The sequence below is a fragment of the Pseudomonas entomophila genome (genome assembly GCF_013523125.1).
GTDB lineage: Bacteria > Pseudomonadota > Gammaproteobacteria > Pseudomonadales > Pseudomonadaceae > Aquipseudomonas > Aquipseudomonas entomophila_B.
Genome location: NZ_JAAMQJ010000011.1, coordinates 24,306 through 46,830, shown reverse-complemented (window position 1 = coordinate 46,830; position 22,525 = coordinate 24,306). Strand labels below are relative to the sequence as shown.

Annotated in this window: 22 protein-coding genes and 1 riboswitch; of the genes, 13 read left to right on the top strand and 9 right to left on the bottom strand. The window is 64.9% G+C overall.

The window, feature by feature from the left end; translation table 11 throughout:
• Positions 1–114: 114 nt before the first annotated feature.
• Entirely contained in the window at positions 115–528 is a 414-nt protein-coding gene (arfB, locus tag G7007_RS08500; RefSeq protein WP_181100711.1) for an alternative ribosome rescue aminoacyl-tRNA hydrolase ArfB, read from the bottom strand.
• A 193-nt stretch (positions 529–721) separates the two neighbouring features.
• Here arfB and G7007_RS08495 point away from each other — a divergent pair, with 193 nt between their 5' ends.
• On the top strand, positions 722–1,936 hold the full coding sequence (locus G7007_RS08495) for an aldose 1-epimerase family protein (protein WP_181100709.1): 1,215 nt from the start codon (positions 722–724) through the stop codon (positions 1,934–1,936).
• Positions 1,937–1,984: 48 nt separating this feature from the next.
• Here the strand turns inward: G7007_RS08495 and G7007_RS08490 are convergent, their stop codons facing one another.
• Both G7007_RS08490 and G7007_RS08485 read right to left on the bottom strand, forming a co-directional pair.
• Positions 1,985–2,218: a hypothetical protein gene (locus G7007_RS08490; protein ID WP_181100706.1), complete on the bottom strand. Its 234-nt coding sequence runs from the start codon at positions 2,216–2,218 to the stop codon at positions 1,985–1,987.
• Positions 2,219–2,338: 120 nt separating this feature from the next.
• Positions 2,339–3,118 carry a helix-turn-helix transcriptional regulator gene (locus G7007_RS08485; protein ID WP_181100704.1) on the bottom strand — a complete coding sequence of 260 codons (780 nt, stop codon included), beginning with the start codon at positions 3,116–3,118 and terminating at the stop codon, positions 2,339–2,341.
• A 185-nt stretch (positions 3,119–3,303) separates the two neighbouring features.
• Between G7007_RS08485 and G7007_RS08480 the strand changes: the two genes are divergently transcribed.
• Both G7007_RS08480 and G7007_RS08475 read left to right on the top strand, forming a co-directional pair.
• Positions 3,304–4,128 carry a carbon-nitrogen hydrolase family protein gene (locus tag G7007_RS08480; RefSeq protein ID WP_181100701.1) on the top strand — a complete coding sequence of 275 codons (825 nt, stop codon included), beginning with the start codon at positions 3,304–3,306 and terminating at the stop codon, positions 4,126–4,128.
• Positions 4,129–4,223: 95 nt separating this feature from the next.
• Positions 4,224–5,546 carry an APC family permease gene (locus tag G7007_RS08475; protein WP_181100698.1) on the top strand — a complete coding sequence of 441 codons (1,323 nt, stop codon included), beginning with the start codon at positions 4,224–4,226 and terminating at the stop codon, positions 5,544–5,546.
• A gap of 193 nt (positions 5,547–5,739) precedes the next feature.
• Here the strand turns inward: G7007_RS08475 and G7007_RS08470 are convergent, their stop codons facing one another.
• Entirely contained in the window at positions 5,740–7,152 is a 1,413-nt protein-coding gene (locus G7007_RS08470; protein WP_181100696.1) for an amino acid permease, read from the bottom strand.
• Positions 7,153–7,606: 454 nt separating this feature from the next.
• Here G7007_RS08470 and G7007_RS08465 point away from each other — a divergent pair, with 454 nt between their 5' ends.
• A complete protein-coding gene (locus G7007_RS08465) occupies positions 7,607–9,043 on the top strand; it encodes an aminotransferase-like domain-containing protein (RefSeq protein WP_181100695.1) in 1,437 nt (478 codons plus the stop codon).
• Positions 9,044–9,171: 128 nt separating this feature from the next.
• Here G7007_RS08465 and G7007_RS08460 read toward each other — a convergent pair whose 3' ends face one another.
• Complete coding sequence (locus G7007_RS08460) at positions 9,172–9,825, bottom strand: TenA family protein (protein WP_181100693.1); 654 nt, start codon at positions 9,823–9,825, stop codon at positions 9,172–9,174.
• 3 nt (positions 9,826–9,828) lie between these two features.
• Positions 9,829–10,476: a TenA family protein gene (locus tag G7007_RS08455; protein ID WP_181100691.1), complete on the bottom strand. Its 648-nt coding sequence runs from the start codon at positions 10,474–10,476 to the stop codon at positions 9,829–9,831.
• A 79-nt stretch (positions 10,477–10,555) separates the two neighbouring features.
• Positions 10,556–10,661: riboswitch (TPP riboswitch) on the bottom strand.
• Between the two features lie 170 nt (positions 10,662–10,831).
• Here G7007_RS08455 and G7007_RS08450 point away from each other — a divergent pair.
• From G7007_RS08450 to G7007_RS08430, 5 genes are all read left to right on the top strand, one after another.
• Entirely contained in the window at positions 10,832–11,392 is a 561-nt protein-coding gene (locus G7007_RS08450; RefSeq protein WP_181100690.1) for a WYL domain-containing protein, read from the top strand.
• A 193-nt stretch (positions 11,393–11,585) separates the two neighbouring features.
• Entirely contained in the window at positions 11,586–12,227 is a 642-nt protein-coding gene (locus tag G7007_RS08445) for a hypothetical protein (protein ID WP_181100689.1), read from the top strand.
• Positions 12,227–12,655, top strand: a complete 429-nt coding sequence (locus G7007_RS08440) for a phage holin family protein (protein WP_181100688.1) — start codon at positions 12,227–12,229, stop codon at positions 12,653–12,655. Before G7007_RS08445 ends, G7007_RS08440 begins: the two co-directional genes overlap by 1 nt.
• Positions 12,652–13,575 carry a DUF3618 domain-containing protein gene (locus G7007_RS08435; RefSeq protein WP_181100687.1) on the top strand — a complete coding sequence of 308 codons (924 nt, stop codon included), beginning with the start codon at positions 12,652–12,654 and terminating at the stop codon, positions 13,573–13,575. Before G7007_RS08440 ends, G7007_RS08435 begins: the two co-directional genes overlap by 4 nt.
• Positions 13,576–14,245: 670 nt before the next feature.
• The gene (locus G7007_RS08430; protein ID WP_181100685.1) at positions 14,246–14,422 is read left to right on the top strand and encodes a hypothetical protein; all 177 of its coding nucleotides are present in this window, start codon (positions 14,246–14,248) and stop codon (positions 14,420–14,422) included.
• Positions 14,423–14,468: 46 nt separating this feature from the next.
• Here the strand turns inward: G7007_RS08430 and G7007_RS08425 are convergent, their stop codons facing one another.
• Positions 14,469–15,215, bottom strand: a complete 747-nt coding sequence (locus tag G7007_RS08425; protein ID WP_181100684.1) for a hypothetical protein — start codon at positions 15,213–15,215, stop codon at positions 14,469–14,471.
• Positions 15,216–15,435: 220 nt separating this feature from the next.
• Here G7007_RS08425 and G7007_RS08420 point away from each other — a divergent pair, with 220 nt between their 5' ends.
• The 4 genes from G7007_RS08420 (at position 15,436) to G7007_RS08405 (ending at position 19,169) form a co-directional block, all read left to right on the top strand.
• Positions 15,436–16,095, top strand: a complete 660-nt coding sequence (locus tag G7007_RS08420; RefSeq protein ID WP_181100683.1) for a DUF2238 domain-containing protein — start codon at positions 15,436–15,438, stop codon at positions 16,093–16,095.
• A gap of 117 nt (positions 16,096–16,212) precedes the next feature.
• A complete protein-coding gene (locus tag G7007_RS08415; RefSeq protein WP_181100682.1) occupies positions 16,213–16,734 on the top strand; it encodes a DUF4142 domain-containing protein in 522 nt (173 codons plus the stop codon).
• A gap of 83 nt (positions 16,735–16,817) precedes the next feature.
• Entirely contained in the window at positions 16,818–18,125 is a 1,308-nt protein-coding gene (locus G7007_RS08410) for an APC family permease (protein ID WP_181100681.1), read from the top strand.
• A 126-nt stretch (positions 18,126–18,251) separates the two neighbouring features.
• Entirely contained in the window at positions 18,252–19,169 is a 918-nt protein-coding gene (locus G7007_RS08405; RefSeq protein WP_181100860.1) for an alpha/beta hydrolase, read from the top strand.
• Between the two features lie 210 nt (positions 19,170–19,379).
• On the opposite strand, the gene G7007_RS08400 is transcribed toward G7007_RS08405, so the two are convergent.
• Together G7007_RS08400 and bla are read right to left on the bottom strand one after the other, a co-directional pair.
• Positions 19,380–21,233, bottom strand: coding sequence for an ABC transporter ATP-binding protein (locus tag G7007_RS08400; RefSeq protein WP_181100679.1), 1,854 nt, complete (start codon positions 21,231–21,233; stop codon positions 19,380–19,382).
• 285 nt (positions 21,234–21,518) lie between these two features.
• On the bottom strand, positions 21,519–22,391 hold the full coding sequence (gene bla / locus G7007_RS08395) for a class A beta-lactamase (RefSeq protein ID WP_181100677.1): 873 nt from the start codon (positions 22,389–22,391) through the stop codon (positions 21,519–21,521).
• Between the last annotated feature and the right edge of the window lie 134 nt (positions 22,392–22,525).

The window sequence follows — 22,525 nt, the reverse complement described above, 5'->3', positions numbered from 1 at the left end:
CTACGCGCTGAATGAAACAGTGGCATTGCGCTTACGTAGCTGGACTGCTCAATAACCCTTCCAGTTGATCGAGCGATGTTCTCTTTGCCCAGGAGTGATGCCTGCCACCACGCACTAGAACTGCACCTTCCCCCGGCCCGCCTTGACAGTACCGCGCCGGGCCTTCCCCTCGAGACGACGGGTCTTCGAACCGAGGGTCGGCTTGGTCGGCCGGCGTTTCTTCTCGGTCTTGCCGGCCGCGATGATCAACTCGGCAAGACGCGCCAGCGCGTCGGCTCGGTTCTGTTCCTGGGTGCGGTACTGCTGGGCCTTGAGGATCAGCACGCCGTCGCCGGTGATGCGACTGTCGCGCAGCGCCAGCAGCCGCTCCTTGTAGAACGCGGGCAGCGACGAGGCAGGAATGTCGAAGCGCAGGTGCACCGCGCTGGACACCTTGTTGACGTTCTGCCCTCCTGCGCCCTGCGCGCGGATGTAGGTCAGCTCGATGTCGGCATCTGGCAGGTGCACGGTATTGGAAATGGTCAGCATGGCATGGCCCTTGTGATTGCCTTCTATTATCACAGCCTTCACTGCGCTACCCCAGCACAAAAAACGAGCGGGCCTCTGCGCGCCACTCACTGCCACAAGCCCCCTGGCGAATCTGCAAAGCGTTTCCTTCCTGCTTGCTGAAACGTTTCCTCCAGTCTATAAAACGGCACAACCCCAAGAAAGGCCACCCGCCATGACCTTGCTCAGACTGTCCCTTGCCCTCGCCGTCCTGTCCGCCACGCCCTACGCCATGGCCTGGGACTACGTCCTGCTCGACACCGACAAGGCCGCCCAGCCCTGGCAGGTCACCAGCGCGCAGCTGGGCGTCAAGACCGACAAACCCTTCAGCGTCACGCTGCGTACCCTGCATGGCGGTCGCCAGGAAGGCGTCAGCATCGTCGACATCGACAACGGCACGATGAAACTCTCCGTGGTACCGACCCGTGGCATGAACGTGTTGCAGGCGTCGGTCGGTGACGTACGCATGGGCTGGGACTCGCCGGTCAAGGAGGTGGTCAACCCGTCCTTCATCGAACTCACCGGCCGTAACGGCCTGGGCTGGCTGGAAGGCTTCAACGAGCTGGTCGCCCGTTGCGGCTACGAATGGGTCGGCCATCCTGGCGTCGACAACGGCGAGCTGCTGACGCTGCACGGTCGGGCGGCCAACATTCCGGCGAGCACGGTGACGCTGCACATCGACGAGACGCCGCCCTACGCCATCACCTTGCGTGGCGAGCTGAAAGAGCAGGCCTTCAAGAAGGTCGATTTCTCGGTCGCGACCGAGCTGGTCACCGAACCCGGCAGCGTGACCTTCACGCTCGACGACACCCTGACCAACAACGGCGACTACGCCAAGGAGTACCAGGCGCTGTACCACAGCAACTTCGGCGCCCCGTTCCTGGAGCAGGGTGCGCGCTTCGCCGCCCCGGTGAAGCAGGTGTCGCCGTTCAACGACAAGGCCAAGGGCGACCTGGCCGACTGGCAGACCTACCGTGCGCCGACCCAGGATTACGACGAGACGGTCTACAACGTGGTGCCATACGCCGATACCAAGGGCGACACGCTGACCGTGCTGCACAACAAGGCGGGCACGCTGGGCGTCTCGGTCGGTTTCAACACCGGCACGCTGCCGGTGTTCTCGCTGTGGAAGAACACCGACACCCAGGGGCAGGGTTACGTCACGGGGCTGGAGCCAGGGACGAGCTTTTCCTACAACCGTCGGTATCAGCGGCCGCTGAACCTGGTGCCGAGCATCGAGCCGAAGGCACACAAGCAGTTCCGCATCCAGTACAGCCTGTTGGCGGACAAGGGGGCCGTGGATAAAGCCCTGCAACAGGTGAGCGACATCCAGGACGGACGCGAGACCGAGGTACGGCAGGCGCCCTTGGTGGACCTGAGCAAGGAATGATGTCCTTCTGAAGGCGCGAAAGGACCGCCTGGAGTCAGTCTCCAGGCATCACGGTGTCGGCGCCGCTTCCCGCTTCTGCTCGGAGAGCGCCTTGACGGCGCGGTACAGCTCGCCCACATCGGCTTCGAGCGTCTTCAGGCACTGGTCTTGCTCGGCGATGCGCTCATGCGTCATGCACCGCGCCGCTTCCTGCGCGATACCCTGCTCGCCAGCGCCGAGTTTGTAGGCCAACACCATCGCGCACACGGTGATGAACAGGTACACACCATACAACGTCTTCACGATCACCTCTTAACCATGCCAAGCGCCTCCATCGGCGCTGGACGTTCGATCTCCAGCCGGTTTCTACTCGGATCTGGCATCACGGGCTTGCTTCCACCGAATCTCGAAGCCTCCATCGCTTCACGCCTGCGCCTTGAGGAACAACGCGAACAGCTCGGACTGCGACTTGATGCCCAGCTTGCTGTAGATGTGCTTGCGGTGAACCCTCACCGTTTCCGAGGAGATGGCCAGCTTGCGGCCGATCTCCTTGCTCGAACACCCACTGAGCACCATGCGCCCGACCTCCAGTTCCCGAGCCGTGAGCGGCGCATCGAGCCTGCCACTGCCCTGCTCCAGCTGATGTTGCCACTGCGGCGCAGGGGCCACCTCGAGCGCAGCCTTCTCGAAGCGCAAGCGCTGGCGCATCATCGCCAGCACCCAGGGCTGCGCCAGGTGCAGCAACGCGATCTGCGGCCCGCTGAACGCCGAGCGGCTGCCCAGCGACAGGCACAGCGTGCGTCCTCCCTCGAGCGGGACATTGTACTGCACCTCGTCGGCCACCACGTTGAGGCGAAAGTAGCGCTGGTAGTAGTCGGTGCGCTCGAAGCACTCCGGGGCCACGTCGGCCAGGTGCACCAGACCGCCGGTTCGCGCTTCCCGGCTGGCGATGTAGAACGGGTCGAGCAGGTAGAGGCCCTTGAGGTAATCCTGGAACAAGGGGTCTTCGCCGCCGTCCGCGCCCGGGCATTCCGCATACACCAAGGGCCGTCCTTCACTGAAGAGCAGCGCCACCCAACTGTCGAACGCGACGTACTGCCCCAGCAGACGCACCAGGCGAAGCCAGAACGACGGTTGGTCCAGCACCTCGATCAATTGCCCGACCGAGCGGTGCCAGGCGATGTCCTGCAGTGTAAGGTTCATCTCTACCCCATCTGGGTTACCACAAGGGCGTAATTACCCCGGCCGGCGCAGCGGCGGCATACTCGGTCGAGCATGGCCGACCCCCGGCGCGCCGTGGCCATGTTACCTCAAAGGTGCATGGACACTGTCGCCAGGCCTTTTCGCTGTCAGAACGTTCGGCCACCACCGTGTTGTCAGGAGCAGACATGAACGTAGAACTCGTCCAACTGGCCGGTCGCGATGGCGACACGGCCCATAACCTGGCGCGCACCCTCGAGGCGATCCGCGCCTGCGCGCCCGGCACCGACCTGGTGGTGTTCCCCGAAACACAGCTGATGGGCTTTCCCACGGCGCAGAACATCGCCCACCTTGCCGAGCCGCTCGATGGCCCGACCCTCACGGCCGTGGCGCACGCGGCGAAAGAAAAAAACCTGGGGGTGGTGGTCGGCCTTGCGGAAGCCGGCAACGACGGCCGCTTCTACAACACGACCGTGCTGGTCACGCCCGAGGGCATCACCCTGACCTACCGCAAGACCCACCTGTGGGCCTCGGACAAAGGCATCTTCAGCGCAGGCGACCGCTACGCCACGACGCTGTTCAAGGGGGTGCGGGTCGGGCTGCTGGTCTGCTTCGACATTGAATTCCCCGAGAGCGCGAGGGCGCTCGGTCAGCTCGGCGCCGACGTCATTCTGGTCACCAACGGCAACATGGACCCCTACGGCCCGACCCACCGCACGGCCATCAGCGCACGCGCCATGGAAAACCAGGCGTACGCGGTCATGGTCAACCGTGTCGGCGTCGGCGATGGCGACCTGGTATTCGCCGGCGGCAGCGCGGTGGTCGACCCTTATGGGCAGGTGCTGTGTGAAGCAGGACGCGAACCGTGCCGGCTGCAGATGGCCCTCGACCTGGCGCGTGTGCAGGAGGCCCGCCAGGACTACAGCTATCTGGCCGAGCGACGCGTCACATTGCCTGGCCAGCACATCGAGCATGCCTGCGGCCTGCGGGAGCTGCTGATCCAGACCCACTGATCGCCAGCGCCCGGCCGCTCGGATCTGCACACGCCAGGGTCACGGCTGGCCTTGGCGTCTTCACTCCATAACAAACACAATCCGGAGTCACGCACATGCCCCAATTGAAGCGCACCTTGTCGCTGGGTGCGGTCACGCTGTTCGGCATCGCCTACATGACGCCCATCATCGTCCTGGGCACCTTCGGCATCCTGGCCGACACCACCGGCGGTGCGGTGCCTGCCGCCTACCTGGCCGCCGCCATCGCCATGCTGTTCACCGCCCTGAGCTACGGAAAAATGGCCAAGGCCTTTCCGGTCGCCGGTTCGGCCTACACCTACGTACGCAAGTCCATCAGCCCCAAGCTCGGTTTTCTCGCCGGTTGGGCGGTACTGCTCGACTACCTGTTCCTGCCCATGGCGATCTGGCTGATCGGGGCGGCCTACCTGCACTCGGCCTTCCCGCACGTGCCGCAGTCGATCTGGGTGATCGCCTTCATCGCGGTCACCACCGCGATCAACATCGTCGGCCTGCAACTGGCCAAGACGGTCAACGGCGTGCTGATGCTGCTGCAGTTCCTGGTGCTGGCGGCGTTCGTCGGGCTGGCCGCCCACTACGCCACGGGCGACCTGCGTCAGCCGTTCTGGACGCTCGCGCCGTTCTACCAGGACGGGTTCCAGCTCCCGCTGGTGATGAGCGGTGCGGCCATCGCCTGCTATTCGTTCCTGGGGTTCGATGCGGTCAGCACCCTCACCGAGGAAACCCATGAGCCGCGCAAGACCATCCCGCGGGCGATCCTGCTGATCACCTTGCTGGGGGGCATCCTGTTCATCGGCGTCAGCTACGTGGTCCAGCTGGCCCACCCCTCCTCCGAGTTCGCCAACGCCGATTCGGCGGCCTATGAGATTGCCCAGGCCATCGGCGGTGACGTCTTCGTCAGTGTCTTTCTGATCGGCCTGATCGTAGGGCAATTCACCTCGGGCCTGTCTGCCCAGGCGAGTGCCTCGCGGCTGCTGTTCGCCATGGGCCGGGACGGCGTGCTGCCCAAGCGCTGGTTCGGGCGCCTGAGCGAACGCTTCGGCACGCCCGTGATCAGCCTCGTGCTGTGCGGCGTCGTGGCGCTGCTGGCGTTGCGCATGGACGTGACCACCTCCACCTCGTTCATCAACTTCGGCGCATTCCTGGCCTTCAGCCTGGTGAACCTGTCGGTGGTCTTCCACTACTGGATCGATCAGGGCGCGCGTGGTGCCAAGGCTGCGGTGATCTACCTGCTCTTCCCACTGATCGGCCTGGTCGCCGATCTCTGGCTGATGGCCAGTCTGGATTCCATGGCCCTCTACCTGGGTGGGGTCTGGCTGGTCATTGGTATGGTCTATCTGCTGGTGCTCACGGGCGGCCTGCGTCGGCAGCCGCCGGAAATGCAGTTCGAGGAGGCCTGATCGGGGAGCCTGGGCCCGCAGCTTCAGACCGATGTCCTGCCAGGTCTGGATCGTGCTCGCCCACGAGGGGCCGCGCTCGCCGCCCTTGGCACGCGAGCCACGCGGTCGCAACGACAGAAGTTAGCGGCGAAATGCCACAAAAAAACCCGCGTTCACCTCCCCAGGCGAGCGCGGGTTTTTCATCACGCCCAAATCAGACGCGCTTGGCACCCCGGATCTGGTGCACCACACCCATGGCCACCACGATGGCCGCCGCAGCGCCCGTGGAGATCACCAGGATCTGGTAGTCCGGCAGGAAGGCCATCACCACCAGGCAGACCACGATGAACGCGATCACCAGGTAGGTCAGCCAGGGGAACAGCCACATCTTGAGCTGGATCTCCTTGCCCTCGGCGATCAGCTTGCGGCGCATGCGCAGCTGCGAGAAGGCGATCACCAGGTACACCAGCAGGGCGATCATGCCGGTGGTGTTCATCAGGGTTTCCAGCACGTCCTGCGGGCGCAGGGTCTCGCTGAAGTTGATCAGGGCGCAGAACACCGCGACCAGGCACGAGCCGACGATGGCGAACACCGGCACGCCGGAGTTGGCGCGGGTACGCTTGAAGATCGACGGCGCATCGCCGCGCTTGGCCAGGGAGAACAGCATGCGCGAGGCAGTGTAGTGGCCGGAGATCAGGCAGCTGCTCACCGAGGTCAGCACCACGAAGTTCATCAGCAGCTCGGCGTACGGCACGCCCAGCAGTTCCAGGGTACGGCGGTAGGCGCCATAGCCGGAGACGCCCAGGTGCGGGTCGTTCCACGGCACCAGGCAGACGATCAGGAAGATCGAGCCGACGTAGAACAGGCACACGCGCCAGACCACGGAGTTGGTGGCCTTGACGATCTGACGGGCCGGGTCCTTGGATTCGGAAGCGGCGATGGTGACGATTTCCGCGCCGAGGAAGGCAAACATCACGCCGAGCAACGCGCCGACCACCGTGGTGATGCCGTTGGGCATGAAGCCTTCGGCGGTCAGGTGGGTCATGCCGCGCACTTCGCCGAACTGCCAGATGTTCATGACGGCGGCGGTGCACACGATCAGGAAGCAACAGATCGCCACGACCTTGATCAACGCGAACCAGAACTCGAACTCACCGTAGTGCTTGACGTTGAAGAAGTTTACCGTGATCAGCAGCAAGGTGGTCGCCAGGACGAACACGTTGACGCTCACGTCGGGGAAGAAGCCGTGCAGGATCTTGCCTGCCACGTAGGCTTCCCAGGCCATCAGGATCACCCAGTACCACCAGTACAGCCAGCCGATGGTGAAACCGGCCCAGCGGCCGATGGCGCGGTCGGCGTAGGTGGAGAACGAGCCGGTGTCCGGCGAGGAGGTCGCCATCTCGCCGAGCATGCGCATGATCAGCACCACCAGGATGCCGCCGGCCAGGTAGGCCAGCACGGCGGCTGGGCCGGCGCTGTGAATCACGCTGCCGGAGCCGACGAACAGGGCGCCGCCGATGACCCCGGCGATCGACATCATCGTCAGGTGGCGCGGCTTGAGGGTGGCACTGAGCTTGCTCTCGTGCGCCTCGTTCGCGGCGAGGGTGGAGGAGGATGTTGCGTCCATCAGTTGTGTACCCCGTGTTTCTTTTTATCCAAGGAAGATCCGTGAAACCCCGATGGCTATCGGTTTCACCCGTACATCAGTGCCAAGCGAGCAGGAGGGCGTGCACAACGCACACGCAGGCCTTCCATGGCGGCCTGCCTACGCGTCCGGAGAGCGATCCCCGGACGAACTGAACCGTGCAACGGCCGAATGACGGCTAGACTCCGTCATACCCGGCCTGGAACAGGACGCGAGGCGGACCTCGGCCGTACTGCGGCGGTCTCTTTGCTGTCGTTCACGACGCATTGTCATGCTGGGTGTGGCGATAACTGACACCTAATGTAAAAATGTCCGTCGCAATGAGCCATGCACAGGCAGGTGAAATCTTCACTGCACTGTACAGGCCACCCATGCAATACACCCGCGATACCCTGCTGGCGCCTGGTTGCCACGCCCTCCCCTGAAGGCCTACCCCATGCTCGAACTTCACCCCGACTCACCCATCCCGCTGGTCAACCAGATCATCGACGGGCTGCGCGAGCGGATCGACGACCAGACCCTCAAGCCGGGTGCCAAGGTGCCTTCGATCCGCGCCTTCGCCGTGACCTATTCGGTCAGCACCTTCACCGTGGTGGAGGCCTACGATCGCCTGGTTGCCCAGGGCCTGTTGGTGAGCCGCGGCAATGCCGGCTTCTTCGTCAATCGTGCGGTGAACGAGCTGCTCGAACAGCACGCGCACCGGCCCGACACGCCACGTCCGCGCTTCAACTCGGAGTGGTACCTGCAACAGATCTTCGAGACCCGCCAGTTGCCCTACAAGCCCGGCTGCGGCTGGCTGCCCAACGACTGGATGTACGAGGACGGCCTGCGCCGCGGCATGCGTCAGGTCGCAGGCAGCCCTCTGGAATTGTCGGGCTATGGCGATCCGATGGGCCTGCCCGAACTACGGGCCTTGACCGCGCAGAACCTGCAGCAGGAGTTGAGCATCGTCGCCAACCCGACGCAGCTGCTGCTGACCCACGGCGCCAGCCAGGCCTTGGACCTGGCGGTGCGCACACTGGTGCGGCCGGGCGATGTAGTACTGGTGGATGACCCCGGTTATCCCAACCTGATGAGCATCCTGCGCTTTCAGGGCGCGACACTGGTCGGGGTGCCTCGGACACCGGCCGGCTATGACCTGGACCAGCTCGAGCACTTGCTGGACCAGTACCGTCCGACCGTGTTCTTCACCCAGCCGCACCTGCACAGCCCGACCTGCTCGCGCACGCCCCTGCCCCAGTTGCACCGGCTCTTGCAACTGGCCTCGCAGCATGGGTTCCGACTGGTGGAGAACAACCTCTACGCCGACATGATGGCCGAGCCCCAACCTTGCCTGGCCAGCCTGGATCACTTGCAGCAGGTGGTGTACGTCGGCAGCTACTCCAAGAGCATTTCACCGAACGTGCGCGTCGGCTACCTGCTGGCCAATGCCGAGTCGATCCAGCAATTGCTGCGGTTGAAGATGCGTTCAGGGCTGACCACCTCGCAGGTGATGGAGCGGGTGGTGTATGCGGCGGTCATCGATGGACGCTGGCGCAAGCACCTCAAGCGTCTGCGCCAGCGACTGGCCGACGCGCACCGGGTGGTCGGCCAGCAGTTGCATCGCCTGGGCTTCGAGCTGTTCGTCGAGTCGGACGAGGGCCTGTACATCTGGACGCGTCACCCTGACCTGCCCGACAGCGCCGCGCTGTTGGACGACACGCTGGAGCACGGCATCATGCTGGGGCCAGGCCAGCTGTTCATGGTCGATGCCCAGGCGAGCGGCTGGATGCGGTTCAATGTGGCGTTCAGCACGGAGGCGGCGATGTGGGGCCTGTTCGAACAGGTCCTGGCGCGGCATGTGCGTTCGGGAACGACCCCCGCAAAGGCGTAGGTTCGCTCCTGGAAACCGACGCACCGCCCAACGCTGCAGCGCGGTTCATCGCAGGCTTGCCCGCGATGATGGACGCAGCCTCACCGCAGCGCCAAGACTGCCCCACTCGTCCGCGGCGCCCGCGTGCGCTACTCGTCGTACCCCATCGACCAGAAGTCGGCCTCCAGCCGTGAGGCCTGAGCGAAAGTCGCGGCCAGTTCGATGAAGCGCTGTTCGGTCATGCCACGACTGGCCAGTTCGTCCAGATGGGCACGGGCTGCCGTCGCGACGCCTTGGTAGGCTTCGCCGGCATACTCGCCGATCCATTCGCCGTAGGGATGGCTCGCCAGATCCGGCACATCGCGCGCCAGGCGCTCGCCGATCTCGGCGTAGCCCATCACGCAGGGCGCCAAGGCCACCTGCAAGTCGAGCAGGTCGCCGGCGGCGCCGCAGTCGAGCACGAAACGGCTGTAGGCCACGGTGGCGCGGTGCTCGGGGGCATGCTCGACATCGTCCCGGGATAGCCCCCAGCGCGCACAAAGGCGCAGGTGCAGTTCGGTCTCGTCGAGGATCGCCGCCAATCCCGCCTGCGCCGCCCGAATGTCGTCGGGACGCCGGCTCTTGTAGGCGGCCAGGGCCCAGGCACGGGCGAACTGGATCAGGAACAAGTAATCCTGCACCAGGTAGGTGCGGAACACCGGCTCGGGCAAGCTGCCCTCGCCCATCTGCCGCACGAAGCGGTGATCGACGTAAGCGCTCCAGTCGGCCGCTGCAGCGGCCTTGAGGCGATCGAACAGGTCCATGGGTCACGCCTCCTCGGCATAGGCAGCATCGAAGAAGGCTCGCTCCAGCGCCACTGCCCGCCGGAAGAAGTCCTGGCTGATCTCGGCCTGCTCAGGTCCGACCCGGTCCAGCTCGGCGCGCAGGAAGGCGACGACGTCATGGAAGGCCGGGTTGTCGTGCAGGGTGATCCACTCGGCGTGCTCGAAGCGCGTGGGCAACGGGCGAGGCGCGCGGCTGGCCCAGTCCAGGTACAGCCATTCGGCGACCACGAGCACCGACAGCGCAGCGGCATAGCAGCGGGACTGCGCCGCGTCGCGCATCAACGCCTTGAAACCGGCGGTGGGCGTTGTATCCGCAGGGGCATGGCGTTGCGCCTCGTCCACGCCCAGCGCGGCGAATGCTCGCAGGAAATAGGTGTTCTCTTCGCCAGCGATCAGCCCGACGAAACGCCCCAGCCGAAGTCGGGCCTCGACATTGTCGGCACTGGCGATGGCGGCGCCGAGCAAGGCCAGGAAGCTGTCGAGAAAGCGGTGGTCCTGCACCAGATAACGGGCCATGGTCGTATCGGCCACGCGCCCCTCGCACAGCTCGGTCACGAACCGGTGTTCGACGGCAGCTGCCCAGTCAGGCGCGTTCTGGTGACGCAGGGTATCGGTGAAACGTTCGGTCATCGGGCTGTCCTCGTGCAGGTGACAGCGAGACCCTGAGGGTGTGGCATGGGGCTGGCCTCGCAGTGAGGCCGGCAGAAAGGCAGGTGCTTGCGCCCATCCCTTCGCCGGCATGATCCGGATCAGGTTCGAAGGGTCACCGCGCCAGCGGTTTCTCAGCCCCTTGCAGGACTCCCCTTGGTACAGGCTCTGTATACAGCAGACTGGCACTGACGTCATGCATGGACCGACTGGACACGGCTGTCGTGCATTGATACAGATGCACGGAACGGAAAACTTGGATCCGATCCATGGGCAGGGTAAGCTGCGCGATAGCTATATGCCACCATCTACACCAACGTCTTGTCGAGACTTCGCCTTGCCCAGCCACTCCACGCGTCAGACCCTCGCCCGCCAGTGGGCCATTCTCACCCTGCTGCCTGACGCAGCGCCTGGCCTGAATGCTCGCGTACTGCAGCAGCTGCTGCTGGAGGTCGGCCACGACACCAGCAAGCGCACCGTGGAACGTGATCTGCTGGAGCTGTCGAAGGTGTTTCCGTTGCGCTGCGAAGACCAGGCCTTGCCTTATCGCTGGTCCTGGCAACCCGGCTGCAAGCCTGCCTCGACATGCCCCGCCGTCGATCGCGCTACGCCCGAAGCATCCCGTGCGACGCTCATCGAACCTCGCCACATCCGTGTGACCTTCAAGGCTGAGCCAAGGCTGACGCAGGATTTCGCCCGGACCTTCGGCATCTCGGACCTGACCCTCGAATCCACGCCAGAAGGCGACACGCTGACCTGTGCAACGCTGGAAGACACCCCGAAACTGTTGCACTGGCTGTTGTCCCAAGCGGGTGCCTTGCAGGTGCATGCACCCACTGCGCTGCGCGATGCCATGCTGACGCGGTTGCGCCAGGGCCTGGATCTGCACGAGCGCTAAGGCCTCATCGCCTCGCCTATCGCCGGATTTTGAAACACTCTGAAACGTTTGCATGCGCTATTCGTGCCGCTTGTCCGTGCAGGCGAGCCCACCACGCCATCGGACTGAACTTCTTTCGCTGACGCCTCGTCCCCTTTTGTAGCGGCACTTGAACCGGCTACACGCCGGGACCACTCATCGAAGGGAGATCATCATGGACAAGACCGATCGCGATCCAGCCGCCTCGGCGTCTGCCGGGAGTACGCAAGATCACGTGCACGCCATCGCCGACGAGGCAGGTTCCTTGCTCAACGAGGCCAAGGCCCAAGGCACCGAGCACTACGAGCAGTACCGGGACACGGCCGCCGACCAGCTGGAAACGCTCAAGCAAGGGGCAAAATCCGCCGCCGAGGCCCTCCAGGGCAACGATACGCTCGGGCTGTCGCAGTATCTGGGCCAACTGGCTGGCTACCTGGGCACCTTCGCCGAGCAGGTGCGTCACCAGAGCGCCGAGGAACTGCTGCAGAAAGGCTCGCGCCTGGCCAAGGACAACCCAGGGCTGTTCATCGCCGGCAGTGTCGCGATCGGATTCGGCCTGTCACGTTTCCTTCGCGCCAGCGAGCATGGCCACAGCGCATCGTCCGGCAATCATCCGCCAGCGGCCTACGGAGCCAGTGAACCCTTCCACAGCACGCCACCGACGCCGGATCGTTCCAGCGACGTGTCCACGCACAAGCCCTACACCCCCGTCGATGCCCAGGGCAGCGCAGCCTCGGTCGATCCGATCGGCGCGACCCACGTGAGCCCGATCACCGGCTCGAGCCGTGACAACGACCCGCTCAAAGGAGGCCTGTGATGAACCACGATCCGCTCAACCCTACGCCGCCCGTTCCTCCCCATGCAGAAGACTCGGTCGGTATCGGCGGCCTGTTGCGCCAATTGATGCATGAAGTCCCGGCGCTGTTCACCAAGGAACTGGCCCTGGCCAAGTCCGAACTTCAGCACAACCTCAATACCCTGAAGGCAGGCACCGCAGCTGTAGCCGCCGGGGCGATCGTGCTGCTGGCCGGTTTCATCATCCTGCTGCTGGCCGCCGTCTATGCCCTGGCCATCGTCGTGGCGCCCTGGCTGGCCGCGCTGATCGTCGGCGCCATCACCGTGATCATCGGCTTCATCATGCTGCAGTCGGGCAAGAAGCAATTCGAGCCTTCGCACTTGACGCCGGACCGCACGCTCAACGCCATGCACCAGGACAAGGAAGCGATCAAGAGGAAACTGCCATGAGCCCGTCGTTCGAACACGAGTCGCACAAGAACCCTGACCAGCTGGAACAGGAAATCAACGCCAAGCGCGAGCACATCAGTCACCTGGTCGATGCCATCGAGCAGCGCATGACCCCTGGCCAGCTGTTCGACCAGGCGCTGTCCTATACCAAGGGCAACGGCGGTGAGTTCTGCCACAACCTGGCGCTCACGTTGAAGAACAACCCGCTGCCCACCACGTTGACGGCCATCGGCCTGGGCTGGCTGGCGCTCAACCAGAACAGACCCTTCAATCCGGGGCCGGCCTCCCACGGGCCGGGGCTGGGCGACAAGCTCGGCGACATGGTCGATACGGTCAAGGGCGCCTTCGCACAAGCGGGCGACAAACTGCATGACGCGGGCGACAGCGTCCGCGCCAAGGCCTATGACCTGCGTGACAAAGCCAGCGGCATGAGCGAAAGCACACGCCATTCCGCAGGCGACACCGCGGACTCGCTGCGTCGTACGGCCCACGACACCACCGACTCGCTGCGCCGCACGGCCCACGATGCACGGGACCAGATCAAGCAGCAGACGGACGTGGTGAAAGGCCAGTTCGACACCTTGCTCAAGGAACAACCGCTGGTCCTGGCGGCCATCGGTATCGCCCTGGGTGCGGCCATCGGTGCTGCCTTGCCGTCGACGCGCAAGGAAGACCAGTTGATGGGCAGTGCCAGCGATCGCCTGACCGACACGGTCAAGGCCAAGGGTGAGCAAGCCTACAAGCAAGCCAAGGACACCGTGACGCAGACCGTGGCCGAGCAGAAGACGCCTGAAACGCACGAAAAGAGCGGCACGGCTCAGTCCGTGAGTTCGGCCGCAACGACGCAGTCGTCGTCCACCCAGGCCGGGACCGATCTGTCGTCGGGGCTGGGCTTTGCGCCGGAGAACGACAAGCCGTAAGACCCCACTGTACTTCGCCAAGGCCTGCTTTGAAGCAGGTCTTGGTGAAGTGTGAGGTCGACCCTGCCGGCAGAGGGGACCGTGCTCTGCCTGCCGGCCAACAGCCTTGAGCGACTGCACAGGCTGGCCATGGCGTTGGGCCTGCAGGTGCTGGTCGAGACGTTCGATGAAGCGGACATCGACCAGGCATTGGCGATGGACGTATTTCTTACGCCCGGCACCTTGCCCAGGTCGATGCTTGCAACCTGTCTTTGGACGAGTAGACGGCCATCACGCGCTTCATGGGCGAGCCCTGCGCGCTGGAGGCAGGCCGATGCTCGAAGTGATTGTGGATAATCGCGGACAGATGTACCCCTCAGTGTGTTCGGCGTTGACACGAACCGCTACGAGGTGTTCGTCGAACCGATGCATCATGCCGGTGAATCTGTGGCTGCACCCACGATCCTATCCTGGGTTTTTTCCAAAGACGTTGAAAGGCCTGGCCCTGAAAGGCTCATGAGCCGGGCTCACCTCTCCTGCTGCACCCTCAGGCTCACGACCGTCCATCGCCTGCCCCGAGCAAACAGCGCGCCAATCATCCTGCCATAGCACATTTCATGGAATTTCGCCGTCGCCCAGGCAGTCAGCTAATTACATGCAAGAGAAGTGACCAAAGCACAGGGGGTATTTCATGAGCCTTGCGATGATACTTTTCAGCCTGATCAGTGCCTGGATGGCGGTTGCGCTGGCGATGGTGTGGGGTGTGTTGCGAATTGCCAGACGGCATCAGGGGACGACAGCCATGGCACCTGCCGAACGCGAAAGACGACCGGCGAATCGCGCGACGCCTGCCTTGTCGCTGCACTGATGTCTCTTGCCGGTAGGGCCAGGGGCGGCAACCGAATGCTGACCTGTCAGACCGTGTGACGAGCAGAAAGACGAAGACGCCGCCGTTGCGCCAGACACAGGCAGGTCAGGCCGACCACGCCTGCCAATGAACAGCCGAGCAGCCACAAGAGCGGTGTGCGGTACTGCGCCACATCGGCGTCCAACCCCGTGAAGGCGCGGTAGATGTGCAGATCGGCCTTGCCCTCGGCATCGCGAATCGAGAGGCTGCCCTGGCGGATCTCGCTGTAGTCACTGTCGAAATAGACCCAGACCTTGGCATTCCCACCGGGGCTGATTTCAGGAATGTCCACCGCACCGGCCGGCAGTTCGTGGACCTCGTCGTTTCCGGCGTCGTTGCGCACCTGCACCAGCCCCTTGGCCGGCAGGCGGATGTGAATGTCCCTGACGGTCTGCTCGCTGGTGTTGTTCAGGTCGATGTACAAGGCCGTGCGATGGTCCACCAGCCCAGCTTCGAACGGTTTGGCGAACATCTGCCGAAACGGCGCCTGGGACACTTCGACCAATTGCGCCACCTGATCCTGATCGAGTGCGCCAGCGCCGATGCGCTGCACCTGTCGTGCCAGCACGTCGTACTTGAGTTGTTCGCTAGCGGCACTGATCCGTGCGCTGAACTGGGTGGGATAGGTCAGGCTGTCGTACGTCAAGTAGGCCTGGAGCCTGGCATCGGCTCGGGTGAGCACGAACCCTGCGATCGCCAGGGTCAGTACGGCCAAGACGCCCACGAGGGATTTTCCAACTTTTTCCCAGCTCAACGGTACGCTCCCTTCTATGAACGGCTTAGGGGTGGTCGATTGCGGGCAAAGCGTGCCAACTTCGACGCGCCTGGGCAAGCACAGACTTGCCTCCATCGCGAAAACCCCGCCTCTTCGTCGCAATGCGCCGTAACACGCCACTCCCGCCAGGACGGAACAGGCCTGCCCGCAGCGCACTCCACTGTGTCAGTACCTGCGCCACACATCCAAAGGAGCCTGTATGCCGCCCAAGACCGGATTCACCTGCAAGCAAGCGCTCTTCGTGGGTTTCGCGGGGGTCTTCATCGTGTGTGGCTGGGCACCGCTGGACCGCACCACCTGGTTGGTGGAAAACGCCCTGGTGCTGATCGGTGCCGCACTGGCCTGGATGTACCGGGATCGCCTGGCGCTGTCCACTCCCGCCTGGGCGATGATCGTGGTCTTCCTCTGTCTGCACGAGATCGGCACGCACTTCACCTACCCCAAGGTGCCGTACGACGCCCTGGCGCTTCGGTGGTTGAACGTCAGCCTCGATCAGGCTTTCGGTTGGCCGCGCAACCAGTACGACCGGCTGGTGCACCTGGCCTATGGCCTGCTGCTGGCCCTGCCCTTTCGCCAGCTGCTGGTGGCGCGCTGTGCGCTGCAAGGCGCCTGGGCATCGCTGATCGCCTGGTCCTTCATCCTGGCGACGTCCCTGCTCTACGAACTGATGGAGTGGGTCGGTGGTGCCTACCTGGGCGGTGGCGATTCCTCGTTCGTCGGAGCCCAGGGCGACTTCTGGGACGCCCAGAAGGACATGGCGTTGGCCACGGGCGGCAGCCTGCTGGTGCTCGTGTTGCGCGGTCGGCAGATCCGGGCCAAAGCCTCTGCACTGGTCCAGCATTTTCAGCGGCCTACGTAGGTGTCCTGCCCCGAAGTGACAACGCATCAACATTTTTCTGAACCTCGCGCGCATGCCCCCAGTCACACGAATGCGGACCCCACCGCCACATGGATATGACTTAAGGAGCTATCGCCCATGAACAAGAAACTTCAAGCTGGTATCTGCAGCGTCCTCTTCGCCTTCGCCGCTCAGGCCGTCATGGCTGCCGACCCTGCCGATTTCGTCGATGAAGCCTCTGCCAAGGGCATCGCTGAAATCGAAGCCGGCAAGCTGGCCCTGGAAAAGAGCCAGTCCGCCGACGTGAAGACCTTCGCCCAGATGATGGTCGATGACCACACCAAGGCCAACGAACAACTCAAAGGCATCGCTCAGACCAAGAACATCAAGGTCGCGACCGACGCCGAATTGATGGACAAGGCCAAGAAGCTGATCCTGGACATCCGTGAGGACTCGTTCGATCGCTCCTACGCCAACAACCAGGTCAAGGCCCACGAGCAGACCATCGAACTCTTCAAGGAAGAGATCAAGGATGGCAAGGACGCGGACGTGAAGAAATTCGCGACCGACACCCTGCCCAAGCTCGAAGCTCACCTGACCCAGGCCAAGAAACTGGCCGCTGCCCACGGTGGCGACGCTGCCCACGACAAGACCCAGTAAGCTCCAAGGGTTGGTCGACGAGGCGCCGTGATCACGATCCGGCGCCTTTTTTCATTGTTCATTGTCTCGCCAGGATGCCCCCGATGAATCCACCGCCTGCCCGTGCTCTCAAACGCGTCGTCACCTTGCCACTGCTGGTGTTCTTCATCCTGGGCGATGTACTCGGCGCGGGCGTCTACGCCCTGGCAGGCGCCATCGCCGACCGGGCCGGTGGCGCGATCTGGGCGCCGCTGGCGGTGGGCCTGCTGTTCGCCCTGTTCACCACAGCGTCCTATGCCGAACTGGTCAGCAAGTACCCACGGGCCGGTGGCGCCGCGGTCTTCGCCCAGCGCGCCTTCGGCTCGCCGCTGCTGTCGTTCCTGGTCGGCTTCGCCATGCTGGCAGCCGGTATCACCAGCGTGGCCGGCCTGTCATTGGCCTTCGCCGGGGAGTACCTGCGCGTGTTCCTGGACTGGCCGACCCACGTGCTGGCACCTTTGTTCCTGCTGCTGATCGCCGCGCTCAACCTGCGCGGCATCAAGGAGTCCCTGGGGGCCAACCTGGTGATGACCGTGATCGAGCTCAGCGGCCTGGTGCTGGTGATCGTCGCGGTGGCCGCGTTGTGCGGGCAGGGTCGTGCCGAGCCTGCGCGGCTGCTGGACTTCGGTGGCCACGCGCCGGCCGGCGCGATCCTCGGCGCGGCGCTGCTGGCGTTCTACTCCTATGTCGGCTTCGAAACCTCCGCCAACCTGGCCGAGGAAGTGCGTGACGTTCGCCGCACCTACCCCAAGGCCCTGTTCATGGCCCTGTTGATCGCCGGCCTGGTCTACCTGGCCGTCGGCGCCGGAGCTGCCCTGGTGATGCCGGCCACCGACCTGATCGCCGCCAAGGCCCCGCTGATGGACATCGTCGGCGACTCGGGCCTGGGCATCCCCCGCAGCTGGTTCGCGGTGATTGCCCTGGTCGCGGTCGCCAACGGCGCGTTGCTGACCATGATCATGGCCAGCCGCCTGACCCTGGGCATGGCCCGCGAAGGCCTGCTGCCGGCCTGGCTCGGCCAGGTATCGCCAAACCGGCGCACACCAGCACCGGCCATCCTGGCGACCACCGTGCTGGCCGCGCTGCTGACCCTCACCGGCACCCTCGAAGTGCTGGCCGAGACCGTGGTGCTGTTGCTGCTGTTCGTGTTCCTGAGCACCAACCTGGCGGTGCTGGTTCTGAAGAAAGACACGATCGACGAGCCCCACTTCAGCATTCATCCGATCGTGCCGCTGCTGGGCATTCTCTCGTGCCTGGTGCTGCTGACCCAGCAACCGGCCGGGAACTGGTTACGGGCTGGCGTCCTGTTGGCCGTCGGCGTCGGCCTCCATGCCCTGGCGCGCCGCTACGGCAAGCAAGCGATCGCGCACTGAGAACGCCACGGCCATGACCGGCTGCAAGCGCCCTTTCAAGACCTGCTGGTGCATGCACCGGCCGAACGAGGACCTGTGAACGTGACCCCTCAAGCCCCCTGGCACGCTGCAGACACGATCGCCCAGATGCAGCGCTTCAACCGTACACTGGCCTGGCTGCCGCGGTTCCGTATCCGCAATCGTCTGGCGCCGACGGCGATCCAGACCCTGCTGCGCGCCGGCCAGCTCGCCGGCCTGCGAAGCCTGGCCAAGCAGGGATTGCAGGCCCGCACGCGCCTGGGCGGCCTGGCGGACACCCCCGTGCCGGTGCGCATCATCCGCCCGGACGGTCCGTCGAAAGGCCTGGTGCTGGACATCCACGGCGGGGGCTGGGTCATCGGCAACGCGCAGATGAACGACGACGTCAATGCGGCGCTGGTCAAGGCCTGTCAGGTGACGGTGGTGTCGGTGGACTATCGTCTGGCGACCACGACTCCGCTCCAGGGCCTGCTGGACGATTGCCTGTCGGCCGCACGTTGGCTGCTGGAGAGCGAGGACGAAGCCTTCGCCGGCCTGCCGGTGATCGTCGTCGGGGAATCGGCCGGCGCCCACCTGGCCGCAGCGACCTTGTTGTCGCTCAAGGCCTGGCCCGCCCTGCTGGCACGTATCACGGGGACGGTGCTCTACTACAGTGTCTACGACCTCACCGGCACGCCCAGCGTGCGCAGCGCCGGCCCCGACACCCTGGTGCTGGACGGTCCGGGCATGGTCGAGGCGCTGCGGCGCCTGACCCCAGACATGAGCGACCAGCAACGCCGTAGCCCACCCCTGTCGCCGTTGTACGGGGCTCTCGAAGGCCTGCCGCCGGCCCTGTTGTTAGTCGGCGAACTCGACCCGCTGCGCGACGATACGCGGCTGATGGCCGAACGCTGGTCGCAGGTGGCGGCGGTCGAAACGCACCTGCTGCCCGCTGCCCCCCATGGTTTTCTCCACTTCCCGGTGCCGCTGGCTCAGCAGGTGCAGGCGCACAGTCACGCCTGGGTGAATCAGCGTCTCGCCGGCTGAGGTGCTGTCTTCGCTCAGACGACACGACCAGGCGTCGCATTCGGGTGCAGCCAACCGAAGACGTCATGGAGGCTGTGGCATGACGCCATGTCGAAGGCTCACCCTTGACTCGAGAAAGGTGTTGCCGGGCACCTGCGGGCGCCCGGCCAGGTGGCGCTGAATCTCAGGGCTGCGCCGAGGCTCTTGTCCGGCACCGCCCTGTCGTGCAGGTCATTCCACGCTGTCGAGCACGCCCTGGTCCTCACCCAGGAATCCGCCGCTCTGGTGCTGCCAGAGCCGTGCGTAGACGCCGTTCTTGCGCAGCAGCTCGGCATGGGTGCCCTGCTCGAGGATCCGCCCGGCATCCATCACGATCAGGCGATCCATGGCCGCGATGGTCGAGAGCCGGTGGGCGATGGCGATCACGGTCTTGCCTTGCATCATCTCGTCCAGGCTTTCCTGGATGGCCACTTCGACCTCCGAGTCCAGTGCACTGGTGGCCTCGTCGAGCAGCAGGATCGGCGCGTTCTTGAGCATCACCCGGGCGATGGCGACCCGTTGACGCTGCCCGCCGGAGAGCTTGATGCCGCGCTCGCCGACCAGGGTGTCGTAGCCAGTGCCGCCCTGACGGTCGCTGAGCTGGCTGATGAACCCATCGGCCTGGGCGGCGACCGCGGCTTCGTGGATCTGCGCATCGGTGGCATCGGGCCGGCCGTAAGCGATGTTGTCGCGGATCGAGCGGTGCAGCAGCGACGTGTCCTGGGTGACCATGCCGATGGCGCTGCGCAAGCTGTCCTGGGTCACCTTGGCGATGTCCTGCCCGTCGATGCGGATCTGCCCGCTGTCGACGTCGTAGAAGCGCAGCAGCAAGTTGATCAGCGTCGACTTGCCCGCCCCGGAACGCCCGACCAGGCCGATCTTCTCGCCCGGGCGGATGTCCAGGTTCAACCCCTGCAGGACCTGACGCTCACCGTTGTAGTTGAAGCTGACGTTGTCGAAGGTCACCGCGCCGCCATGGGTCACCAAGGTGCCGGCGTCGGGCGCATCCTGCACCTTGGGGCCCCGGGTGAGCGTGTCCATGCCGTCCTGCACGGTGCCGATGTTCTCGAACAGCGAGGTCATCTGCCACATGATCCAGTGCGACATGCCGTTGATGCGCAGCGCCATGGCGGTGATCGCAGCCACTGCCCCAGTGCCGACGTCACCCTGGTGCCACAGCCACAGGGCATAGCCGCCGGCGCCCATGATCAGCCCGACCACCAGCGCCTGGTTGACGATCTCGAACTGGCTGACCAGACGCATCTGGCGGAACCCGGTCTGCTTGAAGTCCTCCATGGCCGCGCGGGCGAAGTGGGCCTCGCGCTTGGAATGGGAGAACAGCTTGACGGTGGTGATGTTGGTGTAGGCGTCCGATACTCGGCCGGTCATCGACGAGCGTGCGTGCGCCTGCTCCTGCCCGACCTTGCCCAGGCGCGGCACGAAGTACGCCATGGCCAGCCCGAAGAGCACGATCCAGGCCAGGAACGGCAGCATCAGCTTGAGCGCGAAGCCGCCGGCCAGTGCGACGATCGCCACGAAGTAGACGCCGATCCCCGGGATGATCTCGACCAGCGTGAACAGCACCTCGCGCACCGACAGCGCGGTCTGCATCACCTTGGTGGTGACCCGACCGGAAAATTCGTCGGAGAAGAACGACAGGCTCTGGCGCAGCATCAACCGGTGAAAGTCCCAGCGCAGCCGCAGCGGCAGGTTGATCGCCAGGATCTGGTGCTGGACCATGGTACGCAGCGCCACCAGCCCGACGCTGGCCACCAGCACGAGGCCGATGCCCCAGAGCACGCGCTGCTCCTGACCGCTCGCCTCGCCCCCGGCCTGCCAGGTGGTCAGCAGGTCGACGACCTGGCCGAGGAAGGCGAACAGCCAGGCTTCGTAGATCGACACGCCAGCGCTGAGCACGGCGAAGGCCAGGATGTACCGGCGCGCGCCACGGGTGCAGGCCCAGAGGAACCGCGCCAGGCCAGCGGGCGGTGGCGGTGCCTCATCGGGCGGAAAAGGGTCGAGCCGTTGCTCAAATACACGCAGCATGAGGGTCTCCAAAACGATCGAATCAAAGGCATTGTGCCACCGAAGGGTTGGAATGCCGTCCGGGTAGGTCACTGTCGCCTGAAGGTAGGACCGTGTGCGGCGGTGTGTGTGCCGTCGAGCTGCAAGCTGCAAGCTGCAAGCTGCAAGCTGCAAGCTGCAAGCTGCAAGCTGCAAGCTGCAAGCTGCAAGTCAGAGCGTCAGCGCCGTATCAATGTCCTGTCAACACCTGGCGTATCGCACTACTGTCCGCTTGTAGCTTGTAGCTTGCAGCTTGTGCCTTGCCACTCACCCCCAAGCGCCGACGACCTCGCGCATCGCTGCGGCGATGAGCGCACTGTCACCAGGCGATGAAGGATCCGGGCCTCGGGTGAACGCCACCACGATCCATGGCGCGCGGCCAGGGGGCCAGACGATCGCCACATCGTTGGCCACGCCGTAATCGCCCGTGCCGGTCTTGTCGCCGACGCGCCAGTCGTTGGGCACACCAGCGCGGAGCCGGGTGGCGCCGGTGGTGTTGCCTTCGAGCCAGGTCTGCAACTGACGGCGGCTTTCCAAGGTCAGTGCCTCGCCGAGCAGCAGCCGCTGGAGCGTCATGCCCATGGCCAAGGGCGTGGTGGTGTCGCGGGGATCATCTGGCAGCGCAGTGTTGAGCGTCGGCTCGTCACGGTCCAGGCGAAACACGGCGTCGCCCAGCCGTCGGGCGAACGCGGTCAGGCCGGCAGGCCCGCCGACCTGCGCCAACAGCAGGTTGGCGGCCGTGTTGTCGCTGTACTGCAACGCCGCAGCGCACAGGTCGGCCACGCGCATGCCGGTCTCGAGATGCTCCTGCGTGATGGGCGAATACGTGACCAGTGTGGCGGCGTCATAGTCAAGATGCTGCGCCAGCAGGCCAGGTTCGGCCTCGTTGCGTTGCAGGATGGCGCCGGCGAGCAGCACCTTGAACGCGCTGCAGAAGGCGAAGCGCTGGTCGGCACGGTAGGCCAGACGCTGACCACTGCCGGTATCGAGCGCCCAGAGGCCGAGCGTTCGGTCGTGGGTGCGTTCAAGTGTCGCCAGGCGTTGACGCACGGCGTCGTCGGCCCAGGCCGGTAGCGTCAGGGCGGCAGCACCACCCACGGCGCCGGCCAGCAAGTGCCGGCGGCTGATGACAGGGCGCATCGTCTTTCCTCAAGATGTCCAGAGGGCGCCGAGACTAGAGCCTGGGCGCACAAAAGCCAAGCACGCACCACACGCGGGCGCGTCCTCGGGCTGACCAGCAGACGCCCGAGGGCTACAGTGAGGGGCACGTTGTC